This window comes from Amycolatopsis rubida (assembly GCF_900115345.1).
Taxonomy (GTDB): Bacteria; Actinomycetota; Actinomycetes; order Mycobacteriales; family Pseudonocardiaceae; genus Amycolatopsis; species Amycolatopsis rubida.
Window position 1 is genome coordinate 333,090 of sequence record NZ_FOWC01000005.1, and the last position, 17,019, is coordinate 350,108.

At 70.7% G+C, this 17,019-nt stretch carries 11 protein-coding genes; all 11 read right to left on the bottom strand.

Annotated elements, in window-relative coordinates:
• Positions 1-11: 11 nt before the first annotated feature.
• Positions 12-953: a DUF389 domain-containing protein gene (locus tag BM362_RS22035; RefSeq protein ID WP_067579335.1), complete on the bottom strand. Its 942-nt coding sequence runs from the start codon at positions 951-953 to the stop codon at positions 12-14.
• A gap of 52 nt (positions 954-1,005) precedes the next feature.
• Positions 1,006-2,802 (bottom strand): aspartate--tRNA ligase, encoded by a 1,797-nt coding sequence (gene aspS, locus BM362_RS22040; RefSeq protein ID WP_067579336.1) that lies wholly within the window; start codon positions 2,800-2,802, stop codon positions 1,006-1,008.
• Positions 2,803-3,872: 1,070 nt separating this feature from the next.
• Complete coding sequence (locus BM362_RS22045) at positions 3,873-5,807, bottom strand: intein-containing Rv2578c family radical SAM protein (RefSeq protein ID WP_208865288.1); 1,935 nt, start codon at positions 5,805-5,807, stop codon at positions 3,873-3,875.
• A 76-nt stretch (positions 5,808-5,883) separates the two neighbouring features.
• Positions 5,884-7,314, bottom strand: a complete 1,431-nt coding sequence (sthA, locus tag BM362_RS22050; RefSeq protein WP_093574364.1) for a Si-specific NAD(P)(+) transhydrogenase — start codon at positions 7,312-7,314, stop codon at positions 5,884-5,886.
• Between the two features lie 22 nt (positions 7,315-7,336).
• Positions 7,337-8,641, bottom strand: a complete 1,305-nt coding sequence (locus tag BM362_RS22055; protein ID WP_093574365.1) for a type I glutamate--ammonia ligase — start codon at positions 8,639-8,641, stop codon at positions 7,337-7,339.
• Positions 8,638-10,431 carry an IucA/IucC family protein gene (locus tag BM362_RS22060; protein WP_093574366.1) on the bottom strand — a complete coding sequence of 598 codons (1,794 nt, stop codon included), beginning with the start codon at positions 10,429-10,431 and terminating at the stop codon, positions 8,638-8,640. The genes BM362_RS22055 and BM362_RS22060 overlap by 4 nt, the downstream gene beginning before the upstream one ends.
• Positions 10,428-11,720, bottom strand: a complete 1,293-nt coding sequence (locus tag BM362_RS22065; protein WP_093574367.1) for a lysine N(6)-hydroxylase/L-ornithine N(5)-oxygenase family protein — start codon at positions 11,718-11,720, stop codon at positions 10,428-10,430. Before BM362_RS22065 ends, BM362_RS22060 begins: the two co-directional genes overlap by 4 nt.
• The gene (locus BM362_RS22070) at positions 11,717-13,210 is read right to left on the bottom strand and encodes a pyridoxal phosphate-dependent decarboxylase family protein (protein ID WP_093574368.1); all 1,494 of its coding nucleotides are present in this window, start codon (positions 13,208-13,210) and stop codon (positions 11,717-11,719) included. The genes BM362_RS22065 and BM362_RS22070 overlap by 4 nt, the downstream gene beginning before the upstream one ends.
• A gap of 274 nt (positions 13,211-13,484) precedes the next feature.
• Positions 13,485-13,796 (bottom strand): LLM class flavin-dependent oxidoreductase, encoded by a 312-nt coding sequence (locus BM362_RS22075; RefSeq protein ID WP_425285719.1) that lies wholly within the window; start codon positions 13,794-13,796, stop codon positions 13,485-13,487.
• A 204-nt stretch (positions 13,797-14,000) separates the two neighbouring features.
• Positions 14,001-16,112, bottom strand: coding sequence for a S9 family peptidase (locus BM362_RS22080; RefSeq protein WP_425285720.1), 2,112 nt, complete (start codon positions 16,110-16,112; stop codon positions 14,001-14,003).
• Positions 16,113-16,124: 12 nt separating this feature from the next.
• The gene (locus BM362_RS22085; RefSeq protein ID WP_067579348.1) at positions 16,125-16,979 is read right to left on the bottom strand and encodes a PPK2 family polyphosphate kinase; all 855 of its coding nucleotides are present in this window, start codon (positions 16,977-16,979) and stop codon (positions 16,125-16,127) included.
• Between the last annotated feature and the right edge of the window lie 40 nt (positions 16,980-17,019).

The window sequence follows — 17,019 nt, forward strand, 5'->3', positions numbered from 1 at the left end:
CGCGCCCGGAATCACCCACGGGAAAGCGGACGCAGCAACACGGCGGAACGTTGCTTGCGTCGGCGAACTATCAGCACAATGGCCGCAGCAAGAACGATTCCGAAGAGGTTGACCAGCAGCTGCAGCACCGAAAAACCGGCCCGGTCCCAGCGCCCGGCGACGGCCGCGACCATCGCGTAACCGGCCGCGGGCACCGTCGTCACCGAAATGAACACGCCGACGAGCGCGGCCGATTTCGCCGACGTCATCGCGAGCATTCCGGCCGCCCCGGCGAGCAATGCCACCACGAACGACGCGGGTCCGACCTGGTACACGAAATCGACCTGATGGTTATTGACGATCGCGTGCGGATCGAAAAGCCCGGCCGAGCTGCCGAGCAGCACGCCGAGCAGCGTGATCGCCATCGAGACCGGGAAACCGACGGCCAGCGCGACCCCCGCCCGGCGCACCAGGTCCCAGCGGCGCAGCACCGCGCCGGCCGCGATCGCGGCGAGCGGGCCGAACTCCGGCCCGACCACCATCGCGCCGACGATCGTGACCGACGAGTCGGTCAGCACGCCGACCGCGGCGAGCAGGCACGCGATGGCGAGGAACGCCTGGAACGTGGCGTTCCACCGCGACTCCTCGCCGGTACGGCCGAGCAGCTCCTGCCACACGACCGCGTCCGCGCCTTCGCCGGGAGCGGCTTCCTCGGCCGCGTCGGCGGCATCGGAAAGCGCTGTGTCCAGCGATTCCATGGTGATGCCGCCGCTGTGGTCGAGATCGAGCGTGCACAAAGCGTCGACGATGTCGTCGGCCGCCTCCCGCGCGATGTCCGCCTCGACGAGGTCGCCCTCGGGCGAGACGGACGCCCCGCGGTGCACGATCAGGTGCGCCGCGCCCGGATGGGTGCGCAGCAGCTCCAGCGTCTCGTCAGTGCGCTCCGGCGGGCAGATCGCCCTGAGGTGCAGCACTAGACCGCCCCGCCCCGCCGGCCGCCCTCGACGGACACGCCGCGCGTGGCCACTACTTCTCCTGCGCGGCAGCCGGTTTGCTCTGCGGGACAGCCGGTTTCGCGTCGATCCCGGCTTCCTTGCGCTGCTGCGCGGTGATCGGCGCGGGCGCGGCGGTGAGCGGGTCGTAGCCGCCGCCGGTCTTCGGGAACGCGATCACGTCGCGCAGCGAGTCGGCCTTGGCCAGCAGCATCACGATGCGGTCCCAGCCGAACGCGATGCCGCCGTGCGGGGGCGCGCCGAACTGGAACGCCTCAAGCAGGAAGCCGAACTTCTCCTGCGCTTCCTCCTCGCCGAGGCCCATCAGCGCGAACACGCGCTTCTGGACGTCCTCGCGGTGGATACGGATCGAGCCACCGCCGATCTCGTTGCCGTTGCAGACGAGGTCGTAGGCGTAGGCGAGGGCGTTGCCCGGGTCCTGCTCGAACTTGTCGATCCACTCCGGAGTCGGCGAGGTGAACGCGTGGTGCACAGCCGTCCACTTGCCGGAGCCGACCGCGACGTCGTCGCCGATGTCCTCGACCGGCGCGAACAGCGGCGCGTCCACGACCCACACGAACGACCAGGCGTCCTCGTCGATCAGGCCGAGCTTGCGGCCGATCTCGTCGCGCGCGGCGCCGAGCAGCGGCTGAGCGGCGGAAACCTTGCCCGCGGCGAAGAAAATGCAGTCGCCGGGCTTCGCGCCCGCGGCTTCCGCGACGTTCGCGCGCTCGGTCTCGGACAGGTTCTTGGCGACCGGGCCGCCGAGCGTGCCGTCCTCGTTGACCAGGACGTACGCCAGGCCCTTCGCGCCGCGCTGCTTCGCCCACTCCTGCCAGGCGTCGAGCTGACGGCGCGGCTGCGAGGCACCGCCCGCCATGACGACCGCGCCGACGTACGGGGCCTGGAACACGCGGAACGGCGTGTCGGAGAAGAAGTCGGTGAGCTCGGTGATTTCGAGGTCGAAGCGCAGGTCCGGCTTGTCGGAGCCGTACTTCGCCATCGACTCGCGGTAGGTGATCCGCGGGATCGGGGTGGTGATCTCGTGGCCGATCAGCTTCCACAGCGCCTTCACGATGGCCTCGCCGACCGCGATGACGTCGTCCTGCTCGACGAAGCTCATCTCGATGTCGAGCTGCGTGAACTCGGGCTGGCGGTCCGCGCGGAAGTCCTCGTCGCGGTAACAGCGGGCGATCTGGAAGTAGCGTTCCATGCCGCCGACCATGAGCAGCTGCTTGAACAGCTGCGGCGACTGCGGGAGCGCGTACCAGGAACCCGGCTTGAGCCGCGCGGGCACGAGGAAGTCGCGGGCGCCTTCCGGGGTGGAGCGGGTCATCGTCGGCGTCTCGATCTCGACGAAGTCCTGCGCGTGCAGCACCTCGCGCGCGACGCGGCTGACCTCGCTGCGCAGCCGGATCGCGGCCGCCGGGCCGCTGCGGCGCAGGTCGAGGTAGCGGTACTTGAGCCGGACCTCCTCGCCGACGTCGACCCGGTCGTCGATCGGGAACGGCAGCGGAGCGGCCTCCGACAGCACGACGAGTTCGGTGGCCAGGACCTCGATCTCGCCGGTGGGAATGTCCGGGTTCGCGTTGCCCTCGGGTCGCTGCGACACCTCGCCGACGACCTTCACGCAGAACTCCGACCGCAGCGCGTGCGCGCGCTCGGCCATCTCGCCCTCGCGGAACACGACCTGCGCGACGCCGCTGGCGTCCCGGAGATCGATGAAGATGACTCCGCCGTGATCGCGCCGCCGCGCCACCCAGCCGGTGAGGGTGACGGTCTGACCGGCCTGCCCGGCACGCAGGGTGCCGGCTTGATGAGTGCGGAGCACTGCGACTGCTCTCCCTAGGTCCACGAGATTCGGGTGCGGCGGGTGTGCGGGGTTGAGCCGAACACGCATTTCGCCGGATACAGAGGCTAACGAACTCGACGCCCGGGGGTGCGGGCAGGTTTGGGTCGGGGCGGTTCGGGCGGATGACGAGGGCGGGATTCGGCCCGGTGGGGATGCTGAGGCTGGGCGCGGTTCTGGTTGGCAGGCCAAGGCGAGAGGGTGAAGTTCCCTGGGCCTGGTGCCCGCTTGATCGGACGGCCCAGGTTGGCCGGAGCGGCAGCGCCGCGGGAGCGAGCCGGGCAGGCCCGGCCGGCGGCGAGACCCCCCGGGCCAGCAAGCCTTTGACCGGGAGGGCTCGGGTCCGCGGGCCGGCATGGCTGCTTCGCGGGGTGGCAGGGCTGCTTCGCGGGGTGGCAGGGCTGCGAGGTCAGGACTGGATGGCAGGCTCAAAGCGAGAGGCGAGGCTCCCTGGAACCAGCCTGCAATGGCACGGACAGCTCGGGTGTGCAGGCGTGCAGGCGCTTCGGGCATGCAGGCCGCTTCGAGCACGCAGGCGCTTCAGGCATGCAGGCGCTTCAGGCGCGCAGGCGTGCGGGCGCTTCGGGCGTGCGGGAGCTGGAGTGCCGAGCGAAACGCCAATACCGCCAATACAGGGGGCGGCGCAGGCTGGTCGGGACCCTGGCGCTGGAGTTCAGACGGGTGCGGACGGGACAGGTGAGCGGACTCGCCTGACGAGGCGCGGATCGTGCGGTTCACCGCAATCCGCGCCCAGGCCGGACCTGAGCATGCGGTTCACCGCAATCCGCGCCCAGGCCGGACCGGAGCATGCGGTTCACCGTGATCGGCGCCGCGGGCGAGACCCGCCACGCCGTTCACCGCGATCGTCCGGCGAGCCGCCCCGGGCCTGCCCGCCCGAAGCAGGGATCGTTCGGTCAGCCTTCCTCCCCGTCCTTGATCGCGGCGGAGGCTCCGTTCCACCAGGTCACGGCATTACCGGATATCCCGCACGCGGCGGGTCAGCTCTTCTTCGTCCGGCAGTGCGACCCGCAATCGATCGTCGAGCCCGGCGTTCACAGCAGCCGCAACTGTTCCGCCTCCTCCGCTCGTTGTTCCGGCACCTCAGGGCCCGTCTCCCCTGGCGGGTCCGGTTCCGTCCGGGTTTCCGAGTGCGCCCTGGGGGCCCGAGGGTCCAGACCGTGCCGCCGAAGCAACGGGCCTACCACTGTGGCCAGTCGTTCCCGGTAGCCGCGGTCGACGTAGCTTCCTCGGGCGTACAAGCGGCGGTAACGCGGTGCCAGCTCGGGATACTCGCGCTTCAGCCACGCGGCGAACCACTCCCGCGCGCCCGGCCGGAGGTGCAGCGGCAGGACCGTCACCCTGGTCGCCCCGGCTTCGGCGAGTTGGGCGAAGAGCGGGTCCAAAGCCTCGGGCGAATCGGTCAGGTACGGCAGCACCGGCGCGACCATCACCGAGCACGGCAGACCCGCGGCCGCGGCTTTGCGGATCAGGTCCAGGCGGGCACGCGGGGCCGGGGTGCCGGGTTCCAGGCGGCGTTGCAGGTCGCCGTCCAGCAACGCCAGCGACACTGCCAGGTGGACTGGGACGTCCTTGCCCACCGACTCCAGCAGGGGCAGGTCCCGGCTCAGCATGGTGCCTTTGGTGAGGATCGACAGCGGGGTGCCGGAGCCGGCGAGGGCGCGGATGATTCCGGGCATCAACCGGTAGCGGCCTTCGACCCGCTGGTACGGGTCGGTGTTCGTGCCCATGGCGACCGGTTCTCGTCGCCAGCTCGGTCGTTTCACTTGTGCGGCCAGCACTTCCGGCGCGTTGACCTTGACCACGACCTGGGTGTCGAAGTCCCGGCCGGCGTCGAAATCCAGGTACGTGTGGGTGTTCCGGGCGAAGCAGTTGTGCGACACCATCCCGTCGGCGACGAAATCGCCGGTGCCCGTCGTGATGTCGAACAGCGGCAGCTCCAGCCCCATCGGCGCGACGCTCGTGACTGTGCGCCGGACGCCGCCGATCACAGTGCCGTCGAGGGAGCGTTTCCATTCGACGGCCGGGTCGACCAGGTGCAGAAACCGCAGCACTTCGCCGGTGCCGCCGGTGAGGCGGGCCTGCCTGCGGCCGGGGTGCTGGCGGTGGCCGACGGTGTCGTAGCTGAACGAGAACCGGTCCAGCGCGGCGAACAGCATGTCCACTACTTCGTTCTCGTCGTGCGCGATGGAGAGCGTGCCGCGCCGGTAGCCGCCCGCCAGGTCGAAGAGTCCGGCCAGGAAGCCGCGCGCCCAGTGGGCGTCCGGCTCGCGCGGGATCCGCATGAAGCCCACTGACGAACCGAAGTCCGGCAGGTACGCCAGTGCTCGTGCGGCGGCGTCCGGTTCCGCGGCGAAACCGCCCGAGCGCAGCATTCCGCACAGGTATCCGGCGCGGTAGCCGAGCGTGTCGTCCGGCGTGCGCGCGAACCGGCCGCCGCCGACCAGTTCGGTGCCGGGTTCCAGGTGCGGCCGTTGCGCGGTGCCGAGTTTGCTGCCGGTGACGTATTTCCAGCCGCGCGAGCTGAGGAACCGGTGGTCCGGTCCGGCGACGATCCGGGTGCCGTCGTCGAGCGTGACGCGGTACGCCGGGCGCACCGTGGTCCAGTGCGCGAGCACCTCGGTGGGCACGAGCCTGCGCGCGACGCCGTGTCCGCGCGTGCCCATGATCCGGTCGCCCGCGCGCAGCTCGGCGATCGGCTTCGCGCGGCCGTCCGCCATCAGCACCGGCGTGTCGCCTTCGAGGCAATACGTGCACGCGTGCGAACACCCGCGATACGGATTGACCGACCACCGGAACGGCACCGCGGACGATTCGGGCACCCGGTTCAGCACGGACCGGGCGCGCACCTCGTGAAAGGTGACGCCGCCGAACTCCGGCGCGCGCACCGAGCGCACCACATCCCCGAAGGCACCGAGACCGGGGAGTGCCGGCTCCTCCTTCCCCGCTCGCAACTGTTCCCAACGCACCCCTACAGTCGAACACACGTTCTAAAGCACTGTCAAACATATGTTCGAACACCCCTCGAACGAGCGAGGCGGAAGCTCAGCCGGCGAACCGCTCCAGCGCACGGATCTTGTTCGTCGCGTCGAGGGCCGCGACCTTGTACGCCTCGGACAGCGTCGGGTAGTTGAAGACCGCGTCCACCAGGTAGTCCACCGTCCCGCCGCAGCCCATCACCGCCTGGCCGATGTGGACGAGATCGGTCGCGCCGGTGCCGAAGACGTGCACTCCCAGCAACTTCCGGTCCGCCGTCGACACCAGCAGCTTCAACATCCCGTAGCTGTCCCCCGAAATCTGGCCGCGCGCCAGCTCCCGATAGCGCGCGATACCGACCTCGTAGGGCACCGAGGACGACGTCAGCTGCGCCTCGGTCGCGCCGACGTACGAGATCTCCGGGATCGTGTAGATCCCGATCGGCTGCAACGCGCCGATGTTGTTCGCCGGTTCGCCGAACGCGTGGTACGCGGCGAGCCTGCCCTGGTCCATCGACGTCGCCGCGAGCGCCGGGAATCCGATCACGTCGCCGACCGCGTACACGTGCTCGACCGACGTCCGGTAGTGCTCGTCGACCTCCAGCCTGCCGCGCTTGTCCGCGTTGAGGCCCGCGTTCTCCAGCGCCAGCGCACCGGTCATGCCCTGCCGCCCGGCCGAGTACATCACCGCGTCCGCCGGGATCCGCTTGCCGCTGACCAGGGTCGTGACGGTGGCGTCGGCGGAGACCGCGACGTTCGCCACCTTCTCCCCGAACCGGAACGTGACGCCGAGGTCGCGCAGCTGGAACTTCAGCGATTCCACGATCTCCGGATCGCAGAAGTCGAGCATCTGGTCGCGCTGCTCGACCACCGTCACCCGGGAACCGAGCGCGGCGAACATCGACGCGTACTCGATCCCGATCACCCCCGCGCCCACCACGACCAGCGAAGACGGGATCGTCTCCATCGCCAGGATCTCGTCGGAGTCGAGCACGCGCGCGGCGTCGAAGTCGACGTGGTCCGGGCGCGCGGGACGGGTGCCGGTCGCGATCACGACGTGCTCGCCGGTGATGGTGCGCCGGTCGCCGCGGTGTTTGCCGTCGACCAGGACGGTGTGCGGATCGGCGAACGAACCGACGCCGCCGATCAGATCGATGTGGTTGCGCAGCAGCTGCGCGCGCACCACCTGCACCTCGCGCCCGATGACGTGCTGCGTGCGCGCCATCAGGTCCGCGATGGTGATGTCCTGTTTCACCCGGTAGCTCGCGCCGTACAGCTCGCGCTGGTTCATCCCGGTCAGGTACAGCACAGCTTCGCGCAGCGTCTTGGACGGAATGGTGCCCGTGTTGACGCACACGCCGCCGACCATGTCGTGCCGGTCGACGACGGCGACTTTCTTCCCCAGTTTCGCCGCCGCGATGGCGGCTTTCTGCCCTCCCGGGCCCGAGCCGATGACGATGAGGTCGTACTCGTATTCGCTCACGGCCCCGAGCCTGCGCATCAGCGCCGGTCAGCGCAAGTCCTCACGAGCGCAAGGCGCCCCGCCGCCGGTGCAGATCGGTCACCGAGCCGAGCGCGGCGTCGAGTTCCTCGCGCAGCAACGCGGCCTGCTGCGCGGCGACGTCCTCCCCCAGCAACTCCGCGGCCCGCCCCCTTTCGAGCAGCTCCAGCGCCTCCCACGGCGACGACGCCAGCTGTCCGCACAGAGCGCCCGCGTCCGGCGACGACAGCTGTTCTGCCAGGCCCGCGGTACCGGCGGCGATCAGCGCGGCGACGACGAGATGCGGCTGGGCGTCCGCGCCCGCGAAGCGGAACTCCAGCCGCGACGTCCCGCACAACCGGATCGAGGCCGTCCGGTCGTCCGGCCCCCACCGCAGTTCACGCGGCGAGAACGGAGCGGTGCGCAGCCGGACATAGCTGTTCCAGGTCGGAGCCCACACCGCGGACAACGCTCGCGCGTCCCGCAGCACTCCGGCCAGAAAAGCCCCCAGCGCGAGCGGAAACCCGGCTGGTCCGTCCGAAGCGGACAGGGACAGGTGAACGTGGCATGAATTCCCCTGACCGGGTTCCGGTGCGGCGAGGTAGTCGGCTCGCGCGCCGTGCCGGGCGGCCACCCGCCGGGTCACCATCTGCAGCAGCAACGCGTCATCGCAGGCCGCGAGCGCGTCGCGATGCCGCAGGACGACCTCGTACTGGCCCGGGTGACACTCCGCCCGCGCCGATTCCACGCCGAGACCGGCCGTCGCGGACCGCAGATCCGCCAGCAGCGGCGCGAGGCGTTCGGTGCCGCCGAGGGCATAGTCCACGCCATGACCGGTGAGCGGTTCCTCTGCCGAACTACGGAAAACCACCTCGTGCTCGATCCCGATCGACGGAACCAGCCCGTGCTCTTCCAGCCGCGCCAGCTGCGTCCGCACCACTGTCCGCGGCGCCAGCCCAGCCGGTTCGCCGGACGGGAACTCCGCGTCCCCGACCACCGCCCACGTCTGGTCGCCGAGACGAAAAGCCGTCGCCGCGTCGAGCCGCACGCGCAGGTCGCCGAACCCGCCGAGATACGGCTTCAGCGCGTCGACCTCCGGCAGCGGCTCGCGCTCCGGCGTCCAGGCGAAGACGTAGCTGCACACGCCGTATCCGCTGTCCAGCACCTCGGCGGCGAACGGCGCGGCCAGCTCGACCGCCGCGAACCGCGCGTGCGGATCGGGCACCAAAAGCACCAGCCGAGCGCCGTCCTCGGCCAGCACTCGACGCAGCACCTCAGCCGCGGCCGAGCCCGCTTCGGCGCGCACGGCCAGCGACCGCGGCCCGACCGGACGGTCGAACGGGCTCACCAGGCACCGTCCGGATCGGGCGCGTGCAGCGGATTGGGCACGCGGCCCCAGCGAACGTCGAACTCGTCGTCGCGTTCCACCTTGTCGAAGCCCTGTCCGGCGAGATGCTCCCGGTTGAGCGTGACCCGCTCGACGTCCGGCGCGAACAACCGGCAGGCGTCGAATCGCTCGGCCACCTCGGAGTTTTCGTCGCGGTAGCGGCCGACGACCTCGCGCACCAGCGCCCAGAAGCCGCCGCGCGCCAGCCCGAGATCGTCCAGCAGGAGTTCCGCCCAGAACCGCAGCTGCCCGGAGAAAACCGAGCTGAACAGCGACTGCGCGAGCAGATGCGCGGGCCAGCGCAGCATGTCGGCGGCGGCGTCCGGCGGAAGGTCCGCGTAGCAGGGCAGTTCCTCGTCCAGCAGGTCGACGCCCTGCGCGAAGTCCTTGATCGCGGTGCGCAGCGGGCGGCCGTCCGCGTCCACCACGAGCACGAGGTTCTGGCCGTGCGGGCAGAATCCGACGCCGTACTGGAGCAGCCAGTGCAGCAACGGGGTGAGCAGCAGGTCGAACAACCGCGACAACCACGCCTCCGCACCGCCGCCGGACTGCGTGATCAGCCTGGTCAGCACGGTCTCGCCAGCGGCATCGCGATACGGCAGCGCGGCGAACGAGATCGCCTGTTCCCCCTCGGCGAGCCGGGCGACGAGCGGCTCACGCCACAGCGCGCCGAGCGTTTCGTGGAACCGGTACGGCAGCTCCTCCAGCGAGCCGAACAGCGGATGCCGGACCGAAACGCTCGCGACCTCGCCGAGCAGCTCGAAGCGGTACTTCCCGGACAGCAGCGGGTCGGCCGCGTCGATCCCGCGCAGCCATTCGGTGACCGACGGCCCGGCGAGCGTCGCCGCGGAGTTCAGGCCGCGGTACACGAGCGTGTTTCGCACGGAGACAGCGGTTTTCACGTCGTGGCGGTCCGGCCGGGAGCGGTTGGCCAGCGTCCGGACTGTCTGATGTGGACGGTAGACGTCGCGGCTCTCCCCCAGCTCGGCCATCCGGCCGGTCGCCAGTTCGGCGGCGTACAGCGTGCCGATGATCTCGTCGGCCTGCCAAGGATGCACCGGCACCCAGACGTAGTCGGCGGGAGCGCCGAGCTGTGCCGTGCGGGCGGTGAACTCGGCGCGGGTCTGATCGTCCAGCTCGTCGCGCAGCAGGGTTTCCGCGTCGAGCCCGGCCACGCTGCGGAACTGCGCGAGATCGCGGTGCACGGCGTACCAGCGCAGCCGGATGTCCGCTCCGGATTCGGGTGCGTAACGGGCACGGTCGCGGGCGGAAAACCCGACGCGGCCCTTGTTGAGGACCAGCCGGGGGTGGCCGGTGAGATGACCGTCGGCGAGGTTGTAGTCCGTCGTGGACAGTGCGGCGGCGGTCGGTGCGCGGCGCAACCGGGTTGCCTCGTTGGCGACCGTCGAGGTCAGCTCGGCAAGGACGTCCGCCAATCGCAAGCCAGTGAGACCCAGCCGTTCGCGTGCGTCGACGACCAACGCGCGCGGATCGTCCGCCGGGGCTTCCACGCCGTCAGCGATCCGGATCGCGCTGCCGGGCAGCACTGTCCACGACTCGAACGCGCCTCGGCGTGCTTCGAAACGGTACGAAACGCCGTCGGGCAGGTCGAGTTGCCAGCCGCGGTGTCCGGCCCGCGTCGGTTCGCCGGGCTCCGGCACCAGCATCGCTTCGTAGGACAACTCGCCGAGCATTTTGTGCGTGACGAGCGAGCCCGCGGCCCGCCAAGCAGCGTCGTCGGTCAGGGTCACAGGTCCTCCGTCTGGTCGAGGCCGAACGTGGTGAACGCTGTCCGTCCGGGCAGGTCGTACACCGGTTTTCCGCATACCGCGTTGAGAATCGCCGCCGCCCGCCACGCACCGAGCCCGAGATCCGGCGCGCCGGGACCGTGCGTGTGCCGTTCCGCGTTCTGCACGAACAACGGACCCGGCACGTCGAGTTCGACCCGATAGCCGGCACCGATCACGAGCCGCCCCCGCGCATCGCGGCGGACCGCTTCGCCGAGTCCCCGCAGCAACGGCCCGGTCGGCGTTTCGGCATAGCCGGTGGCAGCCACCACGGCGGTCGTCCGGTGCGGCGCGGTCGTTCCTTGCTGGACATGCCGCAGCCCCAGCTCGATCCCGTCGCCGACGGTCGCGGACACCACCTCGACGCCCGGCGTCAGCGCCGCGCCCGGCCAGCCGCCGCCGATGCTCCGGCGGTACAGCTCGTCGTGGATCTCCGCCATCGTCTCGGCGTCGATCCCTTGGTACAGCTGCCATTGCGCCGGGAGAAGCTTGTCCCGGACCGCTTCGGAAAGGCCGTGGAAGTACGCGGTGTAGTCCGGAGTGAACTGCTCCAGGCCGAGCTTCGAGTACTCCATCGGCGCGAACGCGGGCGTCCGCGCGAGCCACCGCAGACCGTCCACAGCGGATCGCGCACGCAGCAGGTCGAGAAACACCTCAGCGCCCGACTGACCTGAGCCGACCACGGTCACCGAATCCGCAGCGATCAGCTCCGGCCGATGCGTGAGGTAGTCCGCGGAATGCAGCGCGAGCACATCGGACGCAGACACCAAGGGCCGCAACGGTTCCGGCACGTTCGGCTGGGTGCCGACGCCGAGCACGACCGCCGTCGCCAGCACCGGTTCCACACCATCGACGGTCAGCTCGAACGCCTCTTCACGGTCGATCCAGCGCAAGCCGGTGACCTCGTGCCCGAACCGGCACGACGGCAGCCTGGACGCGGCCCAGCGGCCGTAGTCGTCGTACTCGGCGCGCGGCGGATGGAACCGCTCAGCGAAGTAGAACGGCAGCAACCGGCCGCGTTCGCGCAGGTAGTTGAGGAACGAATGGCGGTTGGTCGGGTCGACGAGCGTCACCAGGTCGGCGAGGAACGGCACCTGCAGCGTCGCGCCGTCCAGGAGCAGCCCGGGGTGCCAGCGGAACTCGGGACGGGCGTCGAACAGCACCACCTCCAGCTGGTCGAGCGGATCCGCCAGCGCTGCCAGCGACAGGTTGAACGGCCCGATCCCGACCCCGGCGACGTCGTAGCGCCTCACGACGCGACCGGGCTTTCCCGGGTGACGCTCGTGCGCAGGTCAGCCGCGACCGCGGCCACCGCGTCGAGCAGCGCGCGGTAGTCGGCGGGTGTGGTGTGCGGGTGCAGAAGGGTGAGTTTGAGCCACAGCTGCGCCTCGCCGTCCGGTCCGGTCGGCAGCGCACCGCGACCGATCACCGCGGTGCCGCCCTCCAGAAGCGTGCGGCGCACCTGCGCGACCAGGTCGTCTCCGGCCGTTCCCGGCAGTTCGTCGGCCGCCACCGGGCGGAAGACCACTGTGGACAGTTCAGGCGCGCCCCACGACCGCAGCGCCGGATGGTCTTCGACCAGCACGTGCACGCCGGAAGCGTTGGCACAACAGCGTTCCACGAGCGCACCGATCCCCGAAACGCCGAGCGCGCGCAGCGTGACCGCCATCCGGAACGCGTCCGGACGCCGGGACGTGCGCAGCGAACGGCCGAGCAGATCGGGCAGTCCCGCTTCGGTGTCGTCGTCGGCGTTGAGGTACTCGGCGCGGACGGTGAGCGCCTGCAGATCGGTCTCCCCGCGCGCGGCGAAGACGCCGGCGGCGACCGGTTGCCAGCCGAATTTGTGCAGGTCAAGCGCGACCGAATCGGCTAGCTCCAGCCCGGCGACGCGGGAGCGGAGGGTTTCGCTGCAGAGCGCGAGACCGCCGTACGCCGCGTCGACGTGCAGACGCGCTCCGGTCCGGCGGCAGATTTCGGCGATCTCCGGCAACGGGTCGATCCGGCCGGTGTTGGTGGTGCCTGCGGTGGCGACGACCACGGCCTGCGCGCCAAGGGGCGCCAACGCCTCGGCCAAGGCGGACGGGACCATGCGGTCGTCCACGCACGGCACTACGACCGGCGCGGGCAGTCCGAGCAGCCATGCGGCGCGAGCGACGCTGTGGTGCGAATTCGCTCCGCAAACCGGTCGTGTGACAGCGGATTCCCGGGCGAGCAGGAGGCCGAGGAGGTTGGATTCGGTGCCGCCGGAGGTGATGACGGCGTCCGGGCGGGCGGCGTCCGGGTAGCAGAGCCGGGCGATCCCGGTGGTGAACTCGCGCTCGATCTCGCTCGCGACCGGGGCCTGGTCCCAGGAGTCCATGGACGGGTTCAGCGCGGCGGCGACGACGTCAGCGGCCACGGAAACGGCCAGCGGCGGGCAGTGCAGGTGCGCGGCGCACGCCGGATCGGCCGGATCGGCGGATCCGGCGGCGAGCAGGGCGGAAAGCTCTTCCAGGGCTTGTTCGGCGCCCACTCCGTGCCGAGGGAGCCCGTCGGCGGACTGGGTGCGGGCGAGGGTCGCCGCCACCGCGGCCGGGCCGCCCGCCGGGACCGGACCGCCGCGTTCGGCCGTGCCCGCCGCCATCCCGCGCAGCGCCGCCGGAAGCAGCTGGGCCAGCCGGTCCGCACCGCCGGAGCCACCCGCGAGCCACTCCGCCGAAGCGACACCGGACGAGGCCGTCGGCGCTGAGGGCGCATCCGCCATGGAGCCGCCTTTCTTAGGGTAACCTTGCCTTACCCTGAGCAACAATACGGACACCCACCGGCACGCCGCGAGCGGGGCCACATCCCGGCGAAACCGCAGGCCAGAGCGGATGCCCGCGCGAAAGACGGCCGGTGCTCCCCGTTACGGGGAGCACCGGCCGTTGCGAGGAAGGGGTCAGCGCGGCGGAGCGAGCCCGCGCACCTGCTCGAAGACGTCGCCGCCGGTCGGCAGCACCGGCGTGGTCAGCCCGTTGTCCACATAGGACCGCACCTGCTCACGGCACGATTCGACGCGGCCGAGCGCGGCCTCGGTGGGACACACGAAAATCCGGGCCGACGACCTCGTGTACCTTCGGCACGCCCGAAGCGGCGAGCCAGTTCGTGCTCGCTCCGTCTGTCTCTTCCGCAGCCAGCCGCAGCATGCCCGGCCGCAGCGCCGCCAGCATGATCGACGGCACCGGATCGGCCGCTCGCGCCAAGCGGAACTTGCTGACCGAGAACGTCTCGTACTCCTCGGTCACCTTCTCCCCCGCCAACGCCGAACGCAGGAACCGCACTGTGTCGCGGATGCGCCTGGCTTGAGCCAAGGGGTGGTTCCGACCGGACCGAAACGCGGGATCGCGTCGGCGTGCCGGCTCTAAGGCGATCCCGCCGCGACGGCGAAGCTGGCACGATCAAACACAGCCAGCGCGAGCGGCGCGTCGGCACTCCAGACGGCGGTGCACCCGAGATCCGGCAGCTGCTCGACGAGCGGGACGCCGGTGAGCGGGATCGTCAACCCCAGCGGGACATCAGCGCTCCTTCCCGAGGGCGGCCAGTTCCCGGTGGATCCACTCGACCTGGGTGCGCATGAGGTTCTCCGCGACCTCCTCGGCCTGCGGCGTCATGTGCGTAGCGCCTGCGAGCGGCAGGAAGCCGTGCGCACGGCCCTTCGCCAGCAACGCCGAGGAAAGCCGGAGCGCGTGCGCCGGGAAGACGTTGTCGTCGGCCAGGCCGTGCACGATCAGCAGCGCCCGCTCAAGCGAACCGGCACTCGCGATGAGCGAGTTGTGCTCGTAGCTTTCCGGTTCGTCGTCCGGCTTGCCGAGGTAACGCTCGGTGTAGTGGGTGTCGTACAGCGACCAGTCGGTGACCGGCGCGCCCGCGACCGCCGCGTGGAACACGTCCGGCCGCCGCAGCACGGCGAGCGCGGACAGGTAGCCGCCGTAGGACCAGCCGCGGATCGCGACCCGCTCCAAGTCCAGCTCGGGATACGCGGCGGCGGCCGCGTGCAGGGCGTCGACCTGGTCGGCCAGCGTGACGTCGGCGAGCTTGCCCGCGATCTCCTTCTCCCACGCGGGTCCGCGGCCGGGCGACCCGCGGCCGTCCGCGACCAGCACGGCGAAACCCTGGTCGGCGAGCCACTGCGGGGTCAGGAAAGCGTTGCGGCTCTGAAGAACCCGCTGCGCGTGCGGGCCGCCGTACGGGTCGAGCAGGACGGGCAGCTTGCCCTCGCCGGGCTCGTATCCTCGCGGCAGCACCAAAGCCGCGCGCAGCCGCCGTTCGCCGAGTGTGAGCCAGGTCAGGTTCGGCACGATCTCCGGGTCCACAGTGGACGATTCGATCAAACCCGCCTCGACGCCGTCTCGCAGCACGACCACTCGCGGCCCGCTGTGGTCGAGACTCCACGAGGAAAGCACCGTGAGAGCCGCACTGCCCGAACCGACGTGCACGCCGTCCGTTGTGGACAGTCGACGCACCGTGCCGCCTTCGGTGCGGTACAGGTGGATCTGCGTCGGGTCGTCGTCCGAAGCGGTGAAAAGGATTTCGTCGCCGACGTGCAGCACCATCCGCAGCTGCATGCCCGGCGGCGTGACCGGTTCGCCGTCCACCACGAGCCGGTGATCGCCGTCCGCCGCGCTTTCCACCACCAGCTTGCCGTCCGCGGTCCACGCGGGCACGCCCTGGAAGATCTCGACCCAGTGCTCGTCGGTCTCGGTGTGCACCTCGGCGACCGAACCGTCGGACGGGTCCAACGCGAGCACGGTCAGCCGCTTCTGGTCCCGCGGCTGCACGGCCAGCAGCGGCTGCCCGCCCGCCGACCAGTGCACGGTGACCAGGTACTCCCAGTCGCCTGGTGCCACGTCGACGCGGCTGCCGTCCAGGCTCAGCACAGCGAGCGACACCTCGGCGTTCGGCGAGCCCGCCGACGGGTACGCCACGACGTTGGCCGGCTGCTGCGGGTTCGCCGGGTCGCCGATCGTCCAGCGCGGCACCGGTCCGCGGTCCGCGCGCTCCACGATCACGCTGCGCCCGTCCGGCGCCCACCAGTAGCCGCGGGTGCGATCCATCTCCTCGCCCGCGATGAACTCCGCGAGACCCCAGGTGACGTCCTCGTCCTCCTCGCCGACGAGCACGCGGTCCTCTCCGGTCGCCAGCTCGATCACGTGCAGCCGGCGCTCGCGCACGTACGCGACGTGCGTGCCGGTCGGATTCGGCCGCGGGTCGATCACGGAGCCGTCGACCAGGATGCGCGTCTCGCCGGTCGCCAGGTCGAGCGTGTACAGCTTGCCCGACAGCGTGAACGTGACGACGGTGAACGCGTCGTCGACGCCGAAGGCCACCACGCCGCCGCCGGTCTCCCGGGCCCGTTCGCGGCGCGCCCGCTCTTCCGGCGGCAGGTCCTCGTCGCCGGACACCAGCTCGGCGGCGTCGATCAGCTTCGTCTCCTCGCCGGTCGCGAGGTCGAACGACCACAGGCTGTGCCGCGGGTCGGTGCCGGTGGCGCTGCGCAGGAACAGCACCCGCGAACCGTCCGGGGCGACCCGGAACTGCTTGGGCGCGCCGAGCGTGAACCGCTGGGTGCGGGCCTGCTGGCGGAGGAACGAAACATCGTCGAGTGCGAAATCGGTCACGACCAGCACTCTTTCAGATGCTCAGCCGGACACGCCAACACCCTGCAGCGCGGCTCGCTGCTCTTCGACGTCATACGCGGGTTCCGGGAACTGCGGGTCCAGGTCGGTCAATGTCTCCACCAGCAGCTCGGCGACCGCCCAATTCCGGTACCACTTGCGGTCGGCGGGTACGACGTACCACGGAGCGTGCGCGGTCGACGTGCGCTTCAACACGTCGGCGTACGCCTTCTGGTACGCAGACCACTGCCGGCGCGCCTCGATGTCCGACGGGTCGAACTTCCAGCGCTTCTCCGGCCGGTCCAGCCGCGCGGTGAGCCGGCGGAGCTGCTCCTCCGGCGAGATGTGCAGGAACACCTTCACCACGGCAGTGCCGTTGTCGGTCAGCTCCTTCTCGAACGCGTTGATCTGCGTGTAGCGCTTCCGTCGCTCGGCCGCGGGAAGCTGGCCGAGCACGCGCGGCACGAGCACGTCCTCGTAATGCGAGCGGTCGAACACGCCGAGATGGCCCGGCGACGGGAGCTTCTTGCGGATGCGCCACAGGAAGTCGTGCTTGAGCTCGGCGGCCGTCGGCTTCTTGAACCCGGCGTACTGCACACCCATCGGATTCACTAGGCCGAGCACGTGCCCGACGGTGCCGCCCTTGCCGGAGGTGTCCATACCCTGCAACACCAACAGCACGCTGCGGGTGCCGCCGCCGATGCCCTCCGCGTACAACGCTTCCTGCAACCCGGCGAGCCGTTCCCCGGCGGACTCGAGTTTCTTGCCGCCTTTCGCCTTCTTTTCCGGCCCCACGGGCGACGAAGCCGGGTCCGGCAGCTCGTCGCCCGCCCGGAGCGCGTCGCGGACCCGGTTTCCGTTCTGCTGCTTCTTCGCCATCCCGGGACGATAACCGGAGGGGCCGGCGAACCCGGGGACT